The organism is Xanthomonas sp. NCPPB 2586 (assembly GCF_041475775.2).
Lineage (GTDB): Bacteria > Pseudomonadota > Gammaproteobacteria > Xanthomonadales > Xanthomonadaceae > Xanthomonas > Xanthomonas campestris.
On record NZ_CM192981.1, the window covers coordinates 1621243 to 1636732 of the forward strand.

The following is a 15490-nucleotide window of genomic DNA, read 5'->3' on the forward strand; positions in this document are numbered from 1 at the left end:
AGCGCGCTCAGGGTGCCTGCTGTGGCGCGGGTTGCCGGAGCAGTGGCAGCGGATCGTACGCACCGTTGCGCCCATAGATCCCGTAATGCAGATGCGGCGGCGTACCGCGCGCGTTGCCGGTGGTGCCGACCATGCCCAGTGCAGTGCCGGGCTCGACCACATCGCCGACTGCCAGTCCGGGCGCCCAGTCGTCCAGGTGCGCATAGTAGTGCCGTTCCATCGCCGGGCCGAGCACCCACACCTGTTTGCCACCCAGCCCTGTGTCGCGAATGGAACTGACCACGCCACGAGTGGCGGCCACCACCGCTGTGCCGCGCGGCGCGAAGATATCGACACCGGCATGGCTGCGGTCGCGTCCGCGTGGGGCGCCGAAGGTGTCGGCAATCTGGCGACCACGCACGCCGTCTACCGGAATGTGTAACTGCGTGGGTGCCGGCATTTGCGATAACTCCCAGCTGGTGCGCAGGCGTTCGGCCATCGGTGACAGCCAGGCCCAGCGCGCAGCAACACCCAGCGCGCACAGCATCACGATCGATACCAGCACGCTGCGCACGCGTCTGGCTGAGCTGCGTGTTGGCGATGACACGGTCACGGGCACTCTTGGTTGCGAACTCACCGCCAGGGTAGGGCAGCGGCGATGAGTGCGATGTGGTGTGCCTGTCAGGAGGCTAAGAAGACGTGGCAAGCGCGCAAAAAAAAGACGGCCCTAAGGCCGTCTCGATCAAACCGGATGCAGCGCGATTACAGCGCGGCGTCCTTCAACTTCTTCAGCAGGCGTGCCTTGACCTTGAAGTACGAAGGCTTGGCGGCAAAGGTCTGCTCTTCCTTGGTGAACGGGTTGATACCCTTGCGCTTCGGCTTGGCCGGCACGTGCACGGCGGTCAGCTTCAACATGCCCGGCAGGGTGAACGAGCCAGCGCCCTTCTTGCTCAGCGAGGAGTGCGCAACGGTTTCCAGCGACGCCAGCACGGCGCGGACGTCCTTCGGAGCCAGCTGGGTGGTTTCGGCGATGTGCGCGACCAGGCCGGTCTTGCTCAGGGCTTCCTTGATCGGCTTCGGCGCGGCGGTCTTGCTAGCGGCCTTGGCCGGCTTTGCGGTCTTGGAGGCGGCGACCTTTTTCACTGCCTTCTTGGGGGCAGCCTTCTTAGCGGCGGTTTTTGCCATGAGTTATGTGTTCCGTATTCGTTGGTGGTGTTTGGGTCTGCCGACCCAGTCGGCAACGCGAAATGTAGGGCAACTGCCGCGCGCCGCCAATAGGGAATCGATGAAACAACACGAAAAGACCGACTTGGCACGGGCATTCGTTCACTGGACGCCAAAAAACACGAGAAAAAAGCGCTCTGGGTTCGCTTGGCGTGGGATGCTGCGCGCGGTCTGACGCACAGCAGCAGATCAAGGTGACGCGGCATGGATCGCGGATTGGCGCGATCTGGGCAGCTGCTGCACAGGCGCATGTCGATCAATGCGTTCGCTTGGCGAGGCATGCCTCGACCCAGCCAGGACGCCGTAGTCGAGGAAAAGCCGCATGCCAATGTGGCGAAGAATGGCGTGCGTGCTGCCTGCCAATCGATTGCAGGCGCCAAACGAAGTGCATTCGATGAAGCCGGGGCTTGCATCATTCCGCATTCGGACAGCGATGCGCCGAATAGCGCGTCTCCAGGCAAGCGAGCGATCCAGCAAGCCAGCGACGACGCATCGCTCCCGCGGATCAGTCGTTGGCTGCCGACAAACTGCGGCCGCGTTCGGTCGCCGCGGCAATCGCGGTGGTGGTCAACGCTTCGAAACCGCCGGCCTGGAATGCCTCGATCGCGGCCTGCGTGGTGCCGTTGGGGGAGGTCACGCGCCGCCGCAACACCTCCGGTGCTTCGCCGGATTCGGTCAGCATGCGGGCTGCGCCGAGCAGGGTGTGCAGCACCAGCGTGCGGGCGGTCTCGGCGGGCAGGCCTTGCGCGCGTCCGGCGGCCTCCATCGCTTCGGCGAGCAGAAAGACATAGGCAGGGCCGCTGCCGGACACCGCAGTGACCGCATCCATCTGTGCCTCGTCGTCGAGCCAGACGGTGACGCCGGCGCTTTCCAGCAGCCGGGTTGCCTGCGCGCGCTGCGCCGCGCTGACGCGTGCATTGGCGTACAGGCCGGTCACGCCGGCGCCGAGCAGGGCCGGCGTGTTGGGCATGGCGCGCACCACGGCGGCCGTGCCGCCGCACCAGCGCTCCAGTTGCGTTGCGGTGATGCCCGCGGCGATCGACAGCAGCAGCGGGTGCTGTTGCTGCGCGAGATCGGCCAGCTGCGTGCACACGCTGGGCATGACCTGCGGCTTGACCGCCAGTACCCAGAGTGCGGCGCCCTCCACGGCGCTGCGCGCGTCGTCGAACACCTGCACGCCGAAGTCAGCGGACAGTGCCTGGCGCAATTCGGCGACCGGCTCGGCGACGCGGATGGCGCTGGCCGGCGCGCCCTGGCGCAGCAGCCCGGCGATCAGGCTGCGCGCCATGTTGCCGCCCCCGACAAAGGCAACCACCGGAGCATCGCCGTGTGCAACCACAGCTGTGGAGGAGGAAGGCTGGGTCATTGCAGCACCATCAAGAAGGAGGAAGGAAACGGCCGACGTGACAGGCGGCCGGTGGCGCGTTGCGCTGGCCAAATAGCGCCGTGCCCACGCGCACCATGGTGGCGCCGGCCGCAATGGCATCGGCGAAGTCCGCGCTCATGCCCATCGACAAGGTATCTGCCTGCGGATACTGGCTGCGCAGTGTCGCGAACAAGGCCTGCATGCGCGCGAATGCCTGGTGCCGGCGCGTGACCTCGGGAAACGGCGCGGGAATCGCCATCAATCCGCGCAGCTGCAGTTGGGGATGGGTGGCAATCTCCGCGGCCAGGGCGTCGATTGCCTCGGGCGCGCAGCCGTGCTTGCTGTCCTCGTCGTCGATATTGACCTGGATCAGCACATTCAAGGGTGCGCGGCCGTCCGGGCGATGCCGGGCGAGCAGTGCGATCAGCTTGGCGCGGTCCACGGTCTGCACCCAATCGAAACACTGGCTGGCCATGTCGGCCTTGTTGGATTGCAGGTGGCCGATCAGGTGCCACTCCAGCTGCAGCGCTTGAAGCTGCGCGATCTTGGTGGCCGCTTCCTGCACATAGTTCTCGCCGAAGGCCTGCTGGCCTTGCGCGGCTAACCCGGCCACGGCGTCGGCCGGCTGGGTCTTGGACACCGCCAGCAGGCGCGCGGGCGCGGCGTTGGGAGGGGCTGCCGCCTGGATGGCGGCCAGCATCTGGTGCAACGAGGAAGCGGGCACAGGTCAGCCAACGGGTAAGCAAGGCGGCCATAGTGCCGCGCCCGTGCCTTTCCTTCCAGTTGTGCCGGTGCGCGCCGGGCGCGGCGGATCTTCCTCGCGGCGAGGTGGGGTGGATAAAGGCGCGCTGCGGCAAACGATACCGCCGCCCCGGACATCGGAAACGCCGGCCATCGGCATTCATGCTGGCGGGCTGAACCGACGCACGGCGCGCTTCCAGGGCGCTGCCAGAACGCTATACTGCCGGCCGGGGAGTATCTTCCAATCGCAGCCTAGGGGAAAAGCAGCGCATGGATATCGCTGAACTATTGGCGTTTTCTGTCAAGAACAAGGCATCGGACCTGCACCTGTCTGCAGGCTTGCCGCCGATGATCCGTGTCGATGGCGATGTCCGCCGCATCAATATTCCGGCCTTGGACCATAAGCAGGTGCACGCGCTGGTCTACGACATCATGTCGGACAAGCAGCGCCGCGATTACGAGGAATTCCTCGAGGTCGACTTCTCGTTCGAGATTCCGTCGCTGGCGCGTTTCCGCGTCAATGCGTTCAATCAGAACCGTGGCGCCGGTGCGGTGTTCCGTACCATTCCGTCCGAAGTGCTGACGCTGGAAGACCTGGGCTGCCCGCCGATCTTTCGCCAGTTGATCGACCAACCGCAGGGTCTGATCCTGGTGACCGGCCCGACCGGTTCGGGCAAGTCGACCACGCTTGCCGGCATGATCGACTACATCAACAAGAACGAATACGGCCACATCCTCACCGTCGAGGATCCGATCGAATTCGTGCACACCTCGCAGAAGTGCCTGATCAACCAGCGCGAAGTGCACCGCGACACGCACGGCTTCAACGAGGCGCTGCGTTCGGCCTTGCGTGAAGACCCGGACATCATCCTGGTCGGCGAGTTGCGCGATCTGGAAACCATCCGCCTGGCACTGACCGCCGCGGAAACCGGCCATCTGGTGTTCGGCACCCTGCACACCAGCTCGGCGGCCAAGACCATCGACCGCATCATCGACGTGTTCCCGGCCGGCGAAAAGCCGATGGTGCGCTCGATGCTGTCCGAATCGCTGCGTGCGGTGATTTCGCAGGCATTGCTCAAGAAAGTGGGCGGCGGGCGTACCGCAGCATGGGAAATCATGGTCGGCACCCCGGCCATCCGCAACCTGATCCGCGAGGACAAGGTGGCGCAGATGTATTCCTCGATCCAGACCGGCCAGCAATACGGCATGCAGACGCTGGACCAGCATCTGCAGGACCTGGTCAAGCGCAGCCTGATCACGCGCAACCAGGCGCGCGAGTACGCCAAGGACAAGCGGATATTCGAGTGACTCGGGAATAGGGAATCGGGAATGGGGAATTGCAAAAGCACGTTTCCCTGACCGGTCCCGGTTTCCAGCTTCTCCAATTCCCGATTCTCGATTCCCTATTCCCTGCTCCGAGGGAGCACGCCATGAGCACCATCGACTTCACCTCCTTCCTCAAGCTGATGGCGCACCAGAAGGCGTCGGATCTGTTCATCACCTCTGGCATGCCGCCGGCGATCAAGGTGCATGGCAAGATCAGCCCGATCACCCAGGCGCCGCTGACCGCGCAGCAGAGTCGCGACCTGGTGTTGAACGTGATGACGCCCTCGCAGCGCGAGGAATTCGAAAAGACCCACGAGTGCAACTTCGCCATCGGCGTGTCCGGGGTGGGGCGGTTCCGTGTGAGCTGCTTCTATCAGCGCAACCAGGTGGGAATGGTGCTGCGTCGGATCGAGACGCGCATTCCCACCGTGGAGGAGCTGAGCCTGCCGCCGGTGATCAAGACACTGGCCATGACCAAGCGCGGCATCATCATCTTTGTCGGCGCTACCGGTACCGGCAAGTCGACCTCGCTGGCGGCGATGATCGGCTACCGCAACCAGAATTCCACCGGGCACATCATCACCATCGAAGACCCGATCGAATTCGTGCACAAGCACGAGGGCTGCATCATCACCCAGCGCGAAGTCGGCATCGATACCGATAGCTGGGAAAACGCGCTGAAAAACACCCTGCGCCAGGCGCCGGACGTGATCATGATCGGCGAGGTGCGGACCCGCGAAGGCATGGACCATGCCATCGCCTTCGCCGAAACCGGCCACTTGGTGCTGTGCACGTTGCACGCCAACAACGCCAACCAGGCGATGGACCGCATCATCAACTTCTTCCCGGAAGACCGCCGCAACCAATTGCTGATGGACCTGTCGCTCAACCTCAAGGGTGTGGTGGCGCAGCAGTTGATCCCGACCCCGGATGGCCGCGGCCGCCGCGTGGCGATGGAGATCATGCTGGGCACGCCGCTGGTGCAGGATTACATCCGTGATGGGGAGATCCACAAGCTCAAGGAGATCATGAAGGAGTCCACCAACCTGGGCATGCGCACCTTCGATCAGAGCCTGTTCGAGCTGTATCAGGCCGGCGAGATCAGCTACGAAGACGCACTGCGCTACGCCGACTCGCAGAACGAGGTGCGCCTGCGCATCAAGCTCTCGCAAGGCGGCGATGCCAAGACGCTGTCGCAGGGGCTGGATGGCGTGGAGATTGCCGAGGTTCGGTAAGGCGCACGGCCGCGCTCCATGACGCGGCGGCGGTGCGACCAGCGCCGCCGCGCACCAACGACGCGCTGCGGTCAGTCTGGGCGCGTCGCGCTTTTCAGCCAACGCCAGCGATTGAGTGCAGTGCGGCGCCAAGCCAGTGCAGCCGTACATCCAGCAGCGATGCACGGCTGACGTTTCAGATGTAACCAGGGTGGCCGATAGTGTCTAATATCCGCACCCCACCGCAGTTCCCAGACCCGTGAGCCTTCCCGATTCCGATCTCCGTCCGGAGCAAGAGCCGTTGCCCGACGACGGTGCCGTGTTCACCTCCGGCCCGCTGACGCCGCCGCCGGATTCGGCTGGTACCAGCGCCGATGACCACGCCTATCACCACTCGGTGGCCGAAGATGCGCAAGGCATGGTGCTGGCGACGTTGGTGGCCTCGCTGGGGCTGGCGATCTTTGCCAAGGGCGGCCTGATGATCGGTGGCATGGCCGGGGTGGCGTTCCTGCTGCACTACGCGCTGCACTGGAATTTCGGCCTGGTCTTCGTGCTGGTCAACCTGCCGTTCTATTGGTTGAGCGTGCGCCGCATGGGCTGGGAATTCACCCTGAAAACCTTCGCCGCGGTGGGCGCCTGCGGGGCCTTGACCGACCTGCTGCCGCGCTGGGCCGACTACGCGCATATGAGCACGTTGTTTGCGGCAGTGGTGGGCGGCGCGCTTGCCGGGCTGGGCATTTTGTTCTTCATTCGCCACCGCGGCAGCCTCGGCGGCATCGGCATCCTGGCGGTGTATCTGCAGCGCGAGCGCGGCTGGAGCGCGGGCAAGGTGCAGATGAGTTTCGACGCGATGCTGATGCTGGTCGCGTTTTTCGTGCTGACGCCGGACAAGGTGCTGTATTCGGCCATTGGCGCGCTGATGCTGAGCCTGGTGCTGATGTTCAACCACCGGCCGCACCGCTACATGGGCGTGTGAGCGCGCAGCGGAATTACACGACCTCCTCGCGCGCCGGGCAGTCGGTGGGCAGGTCCAGCCGCTGCATCAGGCCGCGCGCATCGAACGGTGCGTGCACTTTCATGTCGTTGTCGAAGTAGCAGTACACGTCGCGCCGTGCGCGCTTGCTGGCGCGCGGCCCTATACGCTGTGCATCGGAGGGCTCACCACCTGCGGCCCAGGCCGCAATCCGCTCGCCCCAGCGGTCCAGGGCGTGGTCGCTGTAGCCGCTGGCATAGAGTTGCGCGTCGCCATGCAGCCGCAGGTAGACGAAGTCAGCGGTGACATCTTCGAGATACGGAAATTTGCCAGCGGTATCGGCCACCACCACGCCCACCTTGTGCTTGCGCAGCAGCTTCATGCAGGACGGGTCGCAGAAGCTGGGGTGGCGCATCTCCAGCGCATGCCGTAGCGGGCGCTTGCGATCGATGCTCAGGGCCGTACGCCCATGCATCAAGGTGGTATCGCGTTTGCGCGCCAGGGCGAGTGCTGCCTCTGTATCGCGCGGCAGGCTGGAGAGAAATGCATCCAACACCGCGTCATCGAAGCGCAGGGTTGGCGGCAATTGCCACAGGATCGGCCCCAGCTTCTCGCCCAGCCGCAGCACGCCGGATGCAAAGAAGTTGGCCAGCGCCTGTTCGCAATCGCGCAGCCGCTTCATATGCGTGACAAAACGCGGGCCTTTGACCGCGAAGACGAAGTCGTCCGGCGTCTCGTCATGCCAGCTCTGGTAGCTCTCCGGGCGTTGCAGCGAATAAAACGAGCCATTGATTTCCACGCTGGGAAAACAGCGCCCGGCATAGGCCAACTCGCGCCGCTGGGCCAGGCCGGTCGGGTAGAACGTGCCGCGCCAGCGTGCATAACGCCAGCCCGAAATGCCGATGCGGATGCTCATGTGCCGACCATGCCGCGGCAGGTGTGCAGTGGTCGTGGATGCTGTGGCAAGGCCGCGTCATCTGGTGCGCCGGTGCGTGCGAGTGGATAAGCGGGGCGGCATTCTCGAAAGGATCGCGCCGCGCGAGGTGGGCGCAGCCGGTGCGTGGAGTGGGCATGGAGCGCGCACCCAGCACCCGACTGTGGTGCCATCACTGTCTGGCTGGCGGCTCGCTACGTGCGGTCAGTCTTGCGAGGCATCCACAGGCGCTGCCGTGATCAATGCAATGCCGCTGCGCGTGCGCTTTGACAGTAGCGGCAGGTTCGCAACCTGGTTGCCGGGCGCCTCGTAGAGCCACAGCACGCAGCACGCGGTATTGGCGCTTTGAAAGCTGCTGCGGAACGCCACCACGCTGGCGCTGTAGCACTCGCTGCCGTGGCGCACGCGAAGATTGGCGACAAAGTCGAACGTGTAATGCCCGGCGTCATGCCATGGCCATTGCGCCTCCAGCTCGGGGTCGCTGCTTTCGGCGGGACTCGGGCAGCGTGCCTCCGGATCAGGCGAACGCTGCCGGCCTTGTGCATCCAGGCGCAGGTGCTGCAACTGGGTGTCTACCGCGGCACGCATCGCCGGGTGTTGCGCCAGCCAGTCGTCCGCCTGCTGTTCCTCTAGCAAGCGCTCGGCAGCATCTTTTCGCCGCGGCGCCAGCGTGTGCTGGTAGCGATAGCGGATCTGCAGTGCCTTGGTTGGGTGGCGTTCGGCGGGCAGCGGCGACAACGGGCGCGAGAGAGTCAGCGTGTCCTGGAAATAGTCGCCGTCGCGGTAGGCCGCGTAGCTGCGTCCGTCGATGCGTAGCCAGTACAGCGCCTGGTCGCCGCCGCGGCCGTTGATGCTGAATCCAGCGTCCGCTTCTCTATCCGCTGGCGTACCTGTGGGCGTGGCGGTGGGGGCGCGGAAGCCATCGGTATGGCCTTGCAGCACCGTGATCTGCGTAAACAAACCAGTGCCGCCGACATAGGCCTCATCCAGCAGGTCGCGTTGGCCGTCCTCGTCCAGGTCGATCAGGGTGTAGTGGTGGCTGCGGTTCTCGGAGATATCGTCTGCTTCGCTGGTGGTGTGCGCGCCGTAGGCCTGCAGCGCGTGCCACTCGGCATCGGTGACGTCGGCCGGCTGCGTGGGCGGCACAGCCTCGGATGGGTCTTCCTCCGGATCCGGGCTTGCGATGTCGAAGCTTTGCCCGTGGGTATCGGCATAGCGCTTCATCACCGTGTCGATCGGCGTGGGGTCGCTGGCCGGCACGGCGGCAATGTCGCGGCGCAACTGGTCCAGCACCTGCGTCAGCGACAGCCTAGGCACCTTGTGCGCGTCTGCCTGCGGCACTGCCGCGGCGGAGGCAATCAGTAACCCAGCAATGCCCAGCAAGCGCCGCATGCGAAATGTGCGATGCGGTGTGATCGCAGCGCTGAGTACAGGCGCCTCGCACGCGGCACGCAAGGTGTCGCTCACGCGCTGCGCATCCATGGCGGCGACAGTGCCTGAATGTCCGCAAATACCGGGCAGTTGGCATGGTGCGCGCCGCGCAGGTAGCCCAGGCTCATCAGGAATTCGCCGGTGATTTCGCCGCCAGTGAAACGGAAGGTCTTCTTGAACACTTTCACCCAGGCCGGCTTGTCGAGGGGATGTTGTGCATCCAGCCAGTTGGCAAAGCTGCCGTGCGTTGCGCGCAGGCGCTGGATCACCTGCGCATTGTGGATGGCGGCCAGCACCTTCAGGCGATTGCGAATGATGCCGGCATCCTGCATCAGCCTGGCAATCTCCGCCTCGCCGTACGCGGCCACGGTGTCCACGTCGAACCCGTCATAGGCACGCTGGAAGTTGCCGCGCTTGCGCAGGATGGTTTCCCAACTCAGGCCGGCCTGGTTGATCTCCAGCACCAGGCGTTCGAACAGCTCGCGTTCGTCGCGCTGCGGGAAGCCGTATTCGTGGTCGTGATAGTGGCCATGCACCGGGTGGCCGGGCGCGATGCTGCAATAACCGCTCATGGGGTCTCCGTTGTCTTGCGTGCGTTGGCGGATGAGTTGATGCGCATCGGTTTACCGCCGGGAAACAGCAAGTCAGGCCAACGGCGTGGCAGCGTGGCGAGTTTGCCTTGGCGCACGGCCTCACGCAGGGCTTCTTGTTGCTGGCTGCGCTGCGGGAAGCTGTTCAATGTGTCCACCCGATACCAGCCCTGCGCATCGCGGGTGTACAGCGTGCAGGTGATACCAAACTTCCCTGAAAGATCGCACAGCATCACCTCGTCCTGGCCGTCCTGATCCAGGTCGCGGCGGATGATCACGCAGTCCGCATCGCGTTGCAGGCAGCTGTCGTTGTGCAAGCTGCCCTGCGCCAGGGCGCTCCACCAGGTTGGGTCCGGGCTGCTGCTGCCTGCAGCGAGCAGCAGGTGTGCCTGCAGCTCGGCCACGTCGTGCATGCGCGTGCGTCGCAGTGCGTCATCCGACTGCGGTTCCTGCCAACGTTGCGTCCGCGCGAGCAGCAGAGTGAGCTGCCGGCTGCGCCTGGCATCGTTGGCAAAGACGGGGGTGTCCCACAGCGCTTGCACCGCGTGATAACCACGGCGGCCGTTGGCAAACCGCAGGAATTCCAGATCGTCCTGCAGCAGGTCCGGGTTTGCAGTGCCGCCGCGCTGTGCCAACTGCTGCAGCTGGCTGGCCACCACAATCCGATACGGATCCAGCACAGGCGTATTGACCAATAGCAGCAGGGCGATGACCACCCACGACAGCATCTTGTTGCTGCGCGCCAGCGGCGCCAGCCACTGCCCCGGGCGTGGCCGCAGCACTGCAATGGCGTATCCCACTGCATAGGCGCTGGCCACCGCGGCCAGCACCACGCCCCAGAAGCGTTCGCCGGTCCAGCCGTACTGGGCAATGCGCACGCCCACCGCGTAAAAGGCCAGGCCTGCATAGAGCGGCAGTGTGAGTAGCCCGGCCTCGACAACGCGCCGCAACCAGCCGGGATACGCCGGCGGTGTCGCGCCATCCTGATACACCGCATTGGTGAACAGCACCAGCCCGAACACCATGCACAGCAGGATCGCCGCCGCCGCGCGGGTCTGCCACAGCGGCTGCAGGCCGGTCAGCGGCAGGGTGAGGATGAACAGCAGCGCGATACTGGCCAGCAAGGGCACCAGGCCGGTGCACAGGGCGAACACGATCTGCCGCATCACCTGCACCGCACGCTGGCGGGTGCGCCCGATCAGGATGCCCAGGCCGGCCATCGTGCCGGTGGCCAGGTAGATGAAGGCATCCTCGCGAAACAGCGTGCGGAAAAGATCGATCTTCACCAATGCGAACAACTCGGCCCATAACGTCAGCACGCCCCAGCACACGCCGACGAACACCAGTGCCAACGCAAGCGTGAGCGTGTTCTGCCAGGCGTGTTCGAACAGCGCGTGATAGCTGGCACGCCAGCTGCCATGGTGCTGACGGAACTGCAGCCAGGGCAGGGCGATCAACAGCGCGGCCGCCACGCTCAGGCCGAACGGGGTCAGCACCTTGTTGCTTTCCAGGCCGGGTGCCCCGGTTGCGCTCCACGCCGCCCAGCCGGCAAGTGCGGCGAACACGGCCGCCACCACGGCCAACTGCTGCCACAGGCGACGGTCGTGCAGGGTCTGCACGCTCAACAGCAGCATGCTGGGAACGGTGAGCACCAGGGTGTACCAGCACACGCGCCCACCCAGCGCAGCGAACGGCGCCACGCCGTGGTCTGCGCCCCATTCGGCCAGATACAGCAGGCCGCCTTGCAGCAGGGCCACCAGCACGATGAACGCGCGGGTCTGGCAGGGCAGGGGCAGATCGTCGGGGGCGGGGTGCAGCGCAGATGTGGGCAGCATCGGCAGTCCATGGCTGAGGCAAGCGCTCAGTATGGCAGCGCCCCAGCGCGGTTCGAAACGAACCGCTAGAATGGCCGCATGTCTGTTTTGCCCACGCCTCTGGCCAACCAACTGCTGATTGCGCTTCCGGCGCTGTCCGACCCTACCTTTTCGCGCAGTGTCGCGCTGATCTGTCAGCACGACGAGAACGGCGCCATGGGTGTGCTGGTCAACCGCCCGTCCGAGTACACCCTGGGCGAAGTGCTGTCGCAGATGGGGATCGACACCAGCGACGAGCGCCTGCGCGAGCAACCAGTGCTTAGCGGCGGGCCGGTGCACCCCGAACGTGGTTTCGTCATTCACGACGACGCGCGCGCATGGGATTCCAGCCTGGAAGTGGGCCAGGGCGTCTACCTGACCACCTCGCGCGACATCCTCGAGGCCATGGCCGCCGGCGACGGCCCGCGCAATGCGCTGGTGGCGCTGGGCTGCGCGGGCTGGGGCGCCGGGCAACTGGAATTCGAGCTCGGCGAAAACAGCTGGCTCACCGCGCCCTCGGACGCCAACGTGCTGTTCGATACCGCGCTGGAAGACCGCTGGCAGACCGCCGCCGGCCGCATCGGCGTGGATCTGTTCCGGCTCACGGATTACTCCGGGCATGCCTGAGGCGGGCGCGATCCGCCCCGACGCGACGGTGCTGGGTTTCGACGTGGGGTCGCGCCGGATCGGCGTGGCCGTGGGAACCGCGCTTGGCGCGGGTGCCCGCGCCGTGGCCGTGATCAACGTGCATGCCAACGGCCCCGATTGGGTGGCGCTGGATCGTGTGCACAAGGAATGGCGCCCCGCCGGCCTGGTGGTCGGCGACCCGCTCACCCTGGACGACAAGGACCAGCCCGCACGCAAGCGCGCGCACGCCTTCGCACGCGAACTGCGCGAGCGCTATGCGCTGCCGGTGGTGCTGATCGATGAGCGCTCCAGCTCGGTTGAGGCTGCGCAGCGCTTTGCGCGCGAGCGCGCCGATGGGCGCAAGCGCCGCCGCGACGCCGACGCGCTGGACGCGATGGCCGCCGCGGTGATCGTCGAGCGCTGGTTGTCGGCGCCCGAGCAAGCCACTCTTCTTCCCTGATTCTCCCGACCTGCGATGACCACCATGCAACTCGATTCGGACGGACGCCTGCGCCACCTGCTCACCCTGGAAGGACTGCCGCGCGCTACCTTGCTGCAGCTGCTCGATCGCGCCGGCCAGATCCGCGATGCGGCGGTGGGGCGCGTGGGCAAGCGCAGCGTGCTCGCGGGCACCGCAGTGTGCACGCTGTTCTTCGAACCCTCCACGCGTACCCGCAGTTCGTTCCACCTGGCCGCGCAGCGGCTGGGGGCAGACGTGCTCAATTTCGACGCGTCCACCTCGTCCACCCGCAAGGGCGAAACCGCACGCGATACCTTGAAGAATCTCGAGGCGATGGGCGTGCGCGGCTTCGTGGTGCGTCATCCCGAAGATGGCGCGGTGGAGCGACTGGCCGAAGCCGCCGGCGAGGGCACCGCGCTGATCAATGCCGGCGATGGGCGCAGTGCGCATCCCACCCAGGGCCTGCTGGACATGCTCACCCTGCGTCAGGCCAAGGGCACGGATTTTTCCAAGCTCAAGGTGGTGATTGTCGGTGACGTGAAGCACTCGCGCGTGGCGCGCTCGGACCTGCACGCCTTGCGTACGCTGGGTGCCGGCGAGATCCGCGTGTGCGGCCCGGCCAGCCTGCTGCCCGACGACGACATGCTGGACGGCTGCGTGGTCGGCGAGGACTTCGACGCGATGCTGGAAGGCGCCGATGCGCTGATGATGCTGCGCCTGCAGCGCGAGCGCATGGAAGAAGGCCTGGTGCCATCGCTGGAGCAGTACCACGCCGACTATGGCCTGACCCGCGAGCGCCTGGCACGCGCGGGACGCGACGCGGCAGTGCTGCATCCGGGCCCGATCAATCGCGGCGTGGAGATCACCGACGAGGTGGCCGATGGCGCGCAGTCCTGCGTGCTGCGCCAGGTGGCCAACGGCGTGGCCGTGCGCATGGCGGTCCTGGAAACCCTGCTGGGCTGATGGCCCGCATACGCTGCTGCAATTGCGTGACAGCGCGATCGTAGTGAATGCAAAAAGACTGCCTTCTCACGGGCGTCGCGACAATCATCGCGACGCCCGTTTTGTTTCGTGCTTGGCTGCGTTTCCGCCAAGCAAACCCGCAGCATGGCCAGTCGCTACATCCGAACAAACTCCATTCGTCCAGCGTGACAACACCCCCGCAACGCCGCACGCTCTTACGATTCCCGATTCCCGATTCCCGATTCCCGATTCCCGATTCCCGATTCCCAATTCCCAATTCCCAATTCCCAATTCCACCTCTCAACGCCATAACACCCGCTCGCCTAAGGTAACGGTCCCTTTCAATCGCAGGAGACCGCAATGGGCATTTCGCGTCACGCCACCGCACACTGGGAAGGCGACCTCAAGACCGGCAAGGGCCAGCTCAGCACTCCGCAGAGCGGGCTGATGGAGAACACCCGGTATGCCTTCAGCAGCCGCTTCGGCGACGAAAAGGGCACCAACCCCGAAGAGTTGATCGCTGCCGCGCATGCCGGCTGCTTCACCATGGCACTGTCTGCGCAGTTGACTGAAGCCGGCTTTCCGCCGACCTCGCTGGATACGCGCGCCGATGTGGACCTGTCGATGGAAGGTGGCCCGCAGCTGTCGCAGATCCGCTTGAAGCTCAAGGCCGTGGTGCCGGGCATCGATGAAGCCGAGTTCCGCGAGCTGGCCGACACCGCCAAGAAGAATTGCCCGGTATCCAAGGCGCTGAGCGCTGTGCCGATCAGCCTGGAAACCGAGTTTTCCAGCTGACCGCGGCGCTGGCTGCGTACATCCGCGCAAGCGTCGATGTACGCAGCTGGCGGCTTGCTGAATAGGGCTTTACGCGGGCCGTTCGGTTCAGGGCGGTTTCACTGCAGCTAGCCGAGGATCGGCAGCGTGTCCTCCCTGTGAAGCTGCCGCAATGAAAACTCTTCTGCTTGGTGCGCTGGTGATGGGTCTGGCTGTTGCGGGCAACGCGACGGCGCAGCGGTACGACAACGGCTACCGCGACAATGGCCGCGGCGGCTACGAGGATGGGCGCTACGAATACGCCCGCGTGGTGCGCGTGGATCCGATCATCGTCTCGGACGCATACACAGAGCGCACCAGCGAGCGCTGCTACAACCGCACCTCCGACGGGTACTACACCAGCAACGACGGCTACTACCGCAATGACGGTGGTTATGGCGGGGCCAATCCTTCCAACCGTGGGGTTGCCAGCGTGATCGGCGGCATCGCCGGTGCAGTGCTGGGCAGCCAGGTCGGTGGCGGCAATGGACGCCTGGTCGGCACCGCGGTCGGCACCATGGCCGGCGTCGCTGCGGGCCGTTCGATCTACGAAGCCAATCACCGCTCCTACCAGGGCAATGTCAGCGTCTGCGAGCCGGTGTCCTACCGCCGTGAGCGCGACCGTGTCGACGGCTATGACGTGACCTACGAATACGGCGGCCGGATGTACCACACCCGCAGCGACTACAACCCCGGTGACCGCATCCGCGTGCGCGTGGACGTGCGCCCCGACTGAGTGTCGATGATGGGTGCTGCATCCGGAGTGCGGATGCAGCGGTTGGGGCATGGCACGTGCGGGTTGTGCAGATGTTTTGTGAAGTGGTGTCTGGAACAACATCAGGCGGTGTAGGAGTGCGCTTGCGCGCGATGAGGCATTCCCGATAACGCCCTCGCGCGCGAGCGCGCTCCTACGATGTGGTGGTTGCTGGTCCTGAGGTTTCGAATAGACAAAATGCTGCGGGAGACCGCAGCGTTTTTTCATCTCGCGCGCGGTGC

16 protein-coding genes are annotated in these 15490 nt (G+C 65.4%); 8 read left to right on the plus strand and 8 right to left on the minus strand.

The genetic code is table 11. From position 1 onward, the window contains the following. Window positions 1–7 precede the first annotated feature (7 nt). The 4 genes from ACCQ09_RS06830 to ACCQ09_RS06845 form a co-directional block, all read right to left on the minus strand. Window positions 8–526, minus strand: a complete 519-nt coding sequence (locus tag ACCQ09_RS06830; protein ID WP_228428003.1) for a M23 family metallopeptidase — start codon at window positions 524–526, stop codon at window positions 8–10. Window positions 527–741: 215 nt separating this feature from the next. Beyond that, entirely contained in the window at window positions 742–1164 is a 423-nt protein-coding gene (locus ACCQ09_RS06835) for an HU family DNA-binding protein (RefSeq protein ID WP_040940938.1), read from the minus strand. Window positions 1165–1708: 544 nt separating this feature from the next. Next, on the minus strand, window positions 1709–2569 hold the full coding sequence (proC, locus tag ACCQ09_RS06840; RefSeq protein WP_040940939.1) for a pyrroline-5-carboxylate reductase: 861 nt from the start codon (window positions 2567–2569) through the stop codon (window positions 1709–1711). Window positions 2570–2579: 10 nt separating this feature from the next. Further along, window positions 2580–3293, minus strand: a complete 714-nt coding sequence (locus ACCQ09_RS06845) for a YggS family pyridoxal phosphate-dependent enzyme (protein WP_040940940.1) — start codon at window positions 3291–3293, stop codon at window positions 2580–2582. A 287-nt stretch (window positions 3294–3580) separates the two neighbouring features. On the opposite strand from ACCQ09_RS06845, the gene ACCQ09_RS06850 reads away from it, so the two are divergent. From ACCQ09_RS06850 to ACCQ09_RS06860, 3 genes are all read left to right on the plus strand, one after another. Beyond that, complete coding sequence (locus ACCQ09_RS06850; protein WP_003489919.1) at window positions 3581–4618, plus strand: type IV pilus twitching motility protein PilT; 1038 nt, start codon at window positions 3581–3583, stop codon at window positions 4616–4618. A 122-nt stretch (window positions 4619–4740) separates the two neighbouring features. After that, on the plus strand, window positions 4741–5871 hold the full coding sequence (locus ACCQ09_RS06855) for a PilT/PilU family type 4a pilus ATPase (protein WP_040940941.1): 1131 nt from the start codon (window positions 4741–4743) through the stop codon (window positions 5869–5871). A 280-nt stretch (window positions 5872–6151) separates the two neighbouring features. After that, a complete protein-coding gene (locus ACCQ09_RS06860; RefSeq protein ID WP_014508435.1) occupies window positions 6152–6826 on the plus strand; it encodes a YitT family protein in 675 nt (224 codons plus the stop codon). Window positions 6827–6839: 13 nt separating this feature from the next. Here the strand turns inward: ACCQ09_RS06860 and ACCQ09_RS06865 are convergent, their stop codons facing one another. The 4 genes from ACCQ09_RS06865 to ACCQ09_RS06880 form a co-directional block, all read right to left on the minus strand. Further along, the gene (locus ACCQ09_RS06865) at window positions 6840–7739 is read right to left on the minus strand and encodes a DUF72 domain-containing protein (RefSeq protein ID WP_040940942.1); all 900 of its coding nucleotides are present in this window, start codon (window positions 7737–7739) and stop codon (window positions 6840–6842) included. A 222-nt stretch (window positions 7740–7961) separates the two neighbouring features. Then, window positions 7962–9224 (minus strand): hypothetical protein, encoded by a 1263-nt coding sequence (locus tag ACCQ09_RS06870; RefSeq protein ID WP_080640253.1) that lies wholly within the window; start codon window positions 9222–9224, stop codon window positions 7962–7964. Next, window positions 9221–9760, minus strand: coding sequence for a DNA-3-methyladenine glycosylase I (locus ACCQ09_RS06875; protein ID WP_012437807.1), 540 nt, complete (start codon window positions 9758–9760; stop codon window positions 9221–9223). Before ACCQ09_RS06875 ends, ACCQ09_RS06870 begins: the two co-directional genes overlap by 4 nt. Further along, a complete protein-coding gene (locus ACCQ09_RS06880; protein ID WP_040940944.1) occupies window positions 9757–11613 on the minus strand; it encodes a DUF4153 domain-containing protein in 1857 nt (618 codons plus the stop codon). Before ACCQ09_RS06880 ends, ACCQ09_RS06875 begins: the two co-directional genes overlap by 4 nt. A gap of 78 nt (window positions 11614–11691) precedes the next feature. Between ACCQ09_RS06880 and ACCQ09_RS06885 the strand changes: the two genes are divergently transcribed. From ACCQ09_RS06885 to ACCQ09_RS06905, 5 genes are all read left to right on the plus strand, one after another. Beyond that, window positions 11692–12258: a YqgE/AlgH family protein gene (locus tag ACCQ09_RS06885; RefSeq protein WP_011037878.1), complete on the plus strand. Its 567-nt coding sequence runs from the start codon at window positions 11692–11694 to the stop codon at window positions 12256–12258. Beyond that, on the plus strand, window positions 12251–12718 hold the full coding sequence (gene ruvX, locus ACCQ09_RS06890; RefSeq protein ID WP_012437809.1) for a Holliday junction resolvase RuvX: 468 nt from the start codon (window positions 12251–12253) through the stop codon (window positions 12716–12718). Before ACCQ09_RS06885 ends, ruvX begins: the two co-directional genes overlap by 8 nt. Window positions 12719–12733: 15 nt before the next feature. After that, the gene (locus tag ACCQ09_RS06895) at window positions 12734–13681 is read left to right on the plus strand and encodes an aspartate carbamoyltransferase catalytic subunit (RefSeq protein ID WP_011037876.1); all 948 of its coding nucleotides are present in this window, start codon (window positions 12734–12736) and stop codon (window positions 13679–13681) included. A 360-nt stretch (window positions 13682–14041) separates the two neighbouring features. After that, window positions 14042–14476 carry an OsmC family protein gene (locus tag ACCQ09_RS06900; protein WP_012437810.1) on the plus strand — a complete coding sequence of 145 codons (435 nt, stop codon included), beginning with the start codon at window positions 14042–14044 and terminating at the stop codon, window positions 14474–14476. 151 nt (window positions 14477–14627) lie between these two features. Beyond that, window positions 14628–15230 (plus strand): glycine zipper 2TM domain-containing protein, encoded by a 603-nt coding sequence (locus ACCQ09_RS06905; RefSeq protein ID WP_040940945.1) that lies wholly within the window; start codon window positions 14628–14630, stop codon window positions 15228–15230. Window positions 15231–15490: the final 260 nt, after the last annotated feature.

Bases quoted from the DNA above. Each gene is read 5' to 3' on its own strand.
- ACCQ09_RS06865 (WP_040940942.1), bottom strand. From the start codon at position 7,739: ATGAGCATCCGCATCGGCATTTCGGGCTGGCGTTATGCACGCTGGCGC.
- ACCQ09_RS06875 (WP_012437807.1), bottom strand. From the start codon at position 9,760: ATGAGCGGTTATTGCAGCATCGCGCCCGGCCACCCGGTGCATGGCCAC.
- ACCQ09_RS06905 (WP_040940945.1), top strand. From the start codon at position 14,628: ATGAAAACTCTTCTGCTTGGTGCGCTGGTGATGGGTCTGGCTGTTGCG.
- proC (WP_040940939.1), bottom strand. From the start codon at position 2,569: ATGACCCAGCCTTCCTCCTCCACAGCTGTGGTTGCACACGGCGATGCT.
- ACCQ09_RS06900 (WP_012437810.1), top strand. From the start codon at position 14,042: ATGGGCATTTCGCGTCACGCCACCGCACACTGGGAAGGCGACCTCAAG.
- ACCQ09_RS06885 (WP_011037878.1), top strand. From the start codon at position 11,692: ATGTCTGTTTTGCCCACGCCTCTGGCCAACCAACTGCTGATTGCGCTT.
- ruvX (WP_012437809.1), top strand. From the start codon at position 12,251: ATGCCTGAGGCGGGCGCGATCCGCCCCGACGCGACGGTGCTGGGTTTC.
- ACCQ09_RS06835 (WP_040940938.1), bottom strand. From the start codon at position 1,164: ATGGCAAAAACCGCCGCTAAGAAGGCTGCCCCCAAGAAGGCAGTGAAA.
- ACCQ09_RS06830 (WP_228428003.1), bottom strand. From the start codon at position 526: ATGCTGTGCGCGCTGGGTGTTGCTGCGCGCTGGGCCTGGCTGTCACCG.
- ACCQ09_RS06880 (WP_040940944.1), bottom strand. From the start codon at position 11,613: ATGCTGCCCACATCTGCGCTGCACCCCGCCCCCGACGATCTGCCCCTG.
- ACCQ09_RS06855 (WP_040940941.1), top strand. From the start codon at position 4,741: ATGAGCACCATCGACTTCACCTCCTTCCTCAAGCTGATGGCGCACCAG.
- ACCQ09_RS06895 (WP_011037876.1), top strand. From the start codon at position 12,734: ATGACCACCATGCAACTCGATTCGGACGGACGCCTGCGCCACCTGCTC.
- ACCQ09_RS06850 (WP_003489919.1), top strand. From the start codon at position 3,581: ATGGATATCGCTGAACTATTGGCGTTTTCTGTCAAGAACAAGGCATCG.